The 3,101-nt window shown below is 62.2% G+C and carries 3 protein-coding genes and 1 pseudogene; all 4 read right to left on the reverse strand.

Annotated features, from left to right (window positions below; genetic code table 11):
• On the reverse strand, positions 1-406 hold a 406-nt coding region (locus I5W_RS08470), incomplete at its 3' end, for a chemotaxis protein CheC (RefSeq protein ID WP_044528894.1).
• Complete coding sequence (locus I5W_RS08475) at positions 403-786, reverse strand: response regulator (protein ID WP_017450858.1); 384 nt, start codon at positions 784-786, stop codon at positions 403-405. The genes I5W_RS08470 and I5W_RS08475, both read right to left, overlap by 4 nt.
• Positions 787-1,003: 217 nt before the next feature.
• Positions 1,004-1,219 carry a YbdD/YjiX family protein gene (locus I5W_RS08480; protein WP_017450857.1) on the reverse strand — a complete coding sequence of 72 codons (216 nt, stop codon included), beginning with the start codon at positions 1,217-1,219 and terminating at the stop codon, positions 1,004-1,006.
• A 20-nt stretch (positions 1,220-1,239) separates the two neighbouring features.
• A pseudogene (locus I5W_RS08485) lies at positions 1,240-3,101 on the reverse strand (carbon starvation CstA family protein); the annotation flags it as partial.

Below are 3,101 nucleotides of genomic sequence, written 5' to 3' on the forward strand. Positions count from 1 at the left end.
TGTTGAGGGTGATTTCCAGCATATCGGCCATGGCCGACAGGCAGGCGTTGAGGATGATGTTGCCCAGTTCGCACATGGCTTCGCGCTCGAACTCGGCCAGTTCTTCCAGGCTCATGGTCGAGCCCATCATGTCGCGCACGATGGCCAGCGCCCGCTCTTCGGTAAACAGCAGCACCGCCTCGGCCTCGAAGGGGCCGCCGAAATTCTGGCTCACGGTGGCAAAGCGGCCGGGTGCGCGCGGCAGCACTTGTTCGTTGATGGCGTCGCTGCGCAGCACTTCCACCGAGGGCACGGTCAGGCACACTTCATCGCCCACGATTTCGGACAGACTTTGCGCCGCGCGACCGGCGCCGACGTTGAAGATCTCGGTCAGGGCATCGCGCTCGATGTCATTGAAGATGCTCACCACTCGCCCCGGAAATGGCGCAGGGCCTGGGCAATCGATTTTTCGGTGACCGGCTTGGCGACGAAGACAGCGCCCAGTTGCTGGGCGCGGGTCTGCACGGCTTCCTGGACATTGGCCGAGAAGATGGCGATGCGCACCGCAGGATGCGACTGCAGGATCTGCGCGGCGGCATCGGTGCCCAGCATACCGGGCATGTTGATATCCATCGTGCAGAAGTCCGGCGCGCCTTGCTGCACCTGCCGGATCGCCTCCTCGCCATTGGCCGCTTCACTGACTTGCCAATCGGGATGCACCGCCAGTACGTGGGCCTTGATAACCATGCGCGAGACCTTGCTGTCATCGACGATGAGGAGGGTCTTGCCGGGTTCCTTGCTTGACATCTTTTATCACCTTGACCATCAAAAAACTGAAAAATGCTGACATCTTGTCGCATATTCCAAGATGATAAATTAAAAACAATTTATATCGTATGCGTAATTCCTTATGTGAACGAATCCGCATCATTGAAAGCGCAAAAAACCGACCCGCGCAACGACGCTGGCGGGCCGGTTTTCCAGAATTTGCGCAGAAGCCATTGCGCACAGGAAACTTCATGCTTCAACAGCAGCGCCCCACCCGCCCCTTGCCGCCATAGCGAGCTTCCTGACGTTCGCGGAAGAATTCTTCATACGTCATCACAGGCAGCTCAGGGTGAGCCTGTTTCATATGGGCCACGTAGGTATCGTATTCGGGCATCCCGACCATCAGGTTCAGGGTGCGCCCGACCTGGCGCCGCCAGGCCAACAGTTGCGCCAGGGCGCCAGGTTTGCTCATGCGATGGCCTCGTAGCAGGTTCATTGTTGCGCCAGGGCGCTGGCCGGCAGCGCTTCGTAGGGCGCTTCCTTGACGCTGGGCTGATGCGCCGCGCGGGCTCGCAAGACCGTGCGGATGCCAAACACCAGCACGCTGATGACCACCAGCATGAACATGGCGGCCAGGCCAGCATCGATGTAGTCATTGAAGATCACCTGACGCATCTGTTCGATCGACTTGGCCGGGGCCAGCAGCTTGCCCTCATCCAGCGCCGCCTGGTACTTGCGGGCATGGGCCAGGAAGCCCACCCGCGCATTGGCATCGAACACCTTTTGCCAACCGGCGCTCAGGGTGCAGATCAAGAGCCAGGTGGTCGGTACCACCGTGACCCAGGCAAAGCGGTCACGCTTCATCTTGAACAGCACGCAGGTGGCCAGGATCAGGGCGATACCGGCCAGCATCTGGTTGGAGATGCCAAACAGCGGCCACAAGGTATTGATGCCGCCCAGCGGATCGACCACGCCCTGGTACAGGAAGTAACCCCAGCCGGCCACGCACAGGCCGGTCGCCGTCAGGCTGGCGGCCCAGGAGTCGGTGCGCTTCATCGGCGGGATAAAGGCGCCCAACAGGTCTTGCAGCATGAAGCGACCCGCACGGGTACCGGCATCCACGGCGGTGAGGATGAAGAGCGCTCGACAGGGGATCGCGAAGTGATACCAGAAGCCCATCAGCGCTTCGCCGGTCACGCCGGCGAGGATCTGCGCCATGCCCACGGCCAGCGTGGGGGCGCCACCGGCACGCGAGATGATGGTGTGTTCGCCCACGGCCTGGGCGGTGTGGGTGAGCATCTCCGGGGTGATATGGAAGCCCCATTGCGAGATCACCTGCGCCACGTTCTCGGGCGTGGTGCCGATCAGCGCGGCCGGGCTGTTCATGGCGAAGTAGATGCCGGGTTCGATGCAGGAGGCCGCGATCAGGGCCATGATGGCCACGAAGGATTCCATGAGCATGGCACCATAGCCGATGAAGCGCGCGTGCTGTTCGTTTTCCAGCAGCTTGGGCGTGGTGCCCGAGGAAATGAGGGCATGGAAACCCGAGACCGCACCGCAGGCGATGGTGATGAACAGGAACGGGAACAGCGAGCCCGACCACACCGGACCGCTGCCGTCGATGAAGCGGGTCACGGCGTGCATCTTCAGATGCGGGGCAATGAAGATGATGCCCAGCGCCAGGGCGGCGATGGTGCCGATCTTGAGGAAGGTCGACAGGTAGTCGCGCGGGGCCAGCAGCAGCCACACCGGCAGCACCGAGGCGACGAAGCCATAGCCGATCAACATCCAGGTCAGTTGCTTGCCGTTGAAGCTGAACCATTGGCCCAGCACCGCGTGTTCCTGCACATACTGGCCACCGACGATGGCCAGCATCAGCAGCACGAAACCGATCCAGGACACTTCACCGATGCGGCCCGGACGCAGGTAGCGCGAATAGACGCCCATGAAGAGCGCAATGGGGATGGTCGCGGCCACCGTGAAGGTCCCCCAGGGCGACTCCGCCAGGGCCTTGACCACGATCAGCGCCAGCACCGCCAGGATGATCACCATGATCATGAAAGCACCGAAGAGCGCAATCACGCCCGGCACCTGGCCCAGTTCGGACTTGATCAGGTCGCCCAGCGAGCGGCCGTCGCGGCGGGTAGAGATGAACAGCACCATGAAGTCCTGCACCGCACCGGCAAACACCACCCCGGCCAGGATCCACAACATGCCCGGCAGGTAGCCCATCTGCGCGGCCAGCACCGGGCCCACCAGCGGACCGGCGCCGGCGATGGCGGCGAAATTGGTGGCCGAAGAGCACGTATTTGTTGGTCGGGACGTAGTCCAGGCCATCATTGGATTTGTAGGCC

The sequence above is a fragment of the Herbaspirillum sp. B65 genome (assembly GCF_000333555.1).
GTDB lineage: Bacteria > Pseudomonadota > Gammaproteobacteria > Burkholderiales > Burkholderiaceae_D > Herbaspirillum > Herbaspirillum rubrisubalbicans.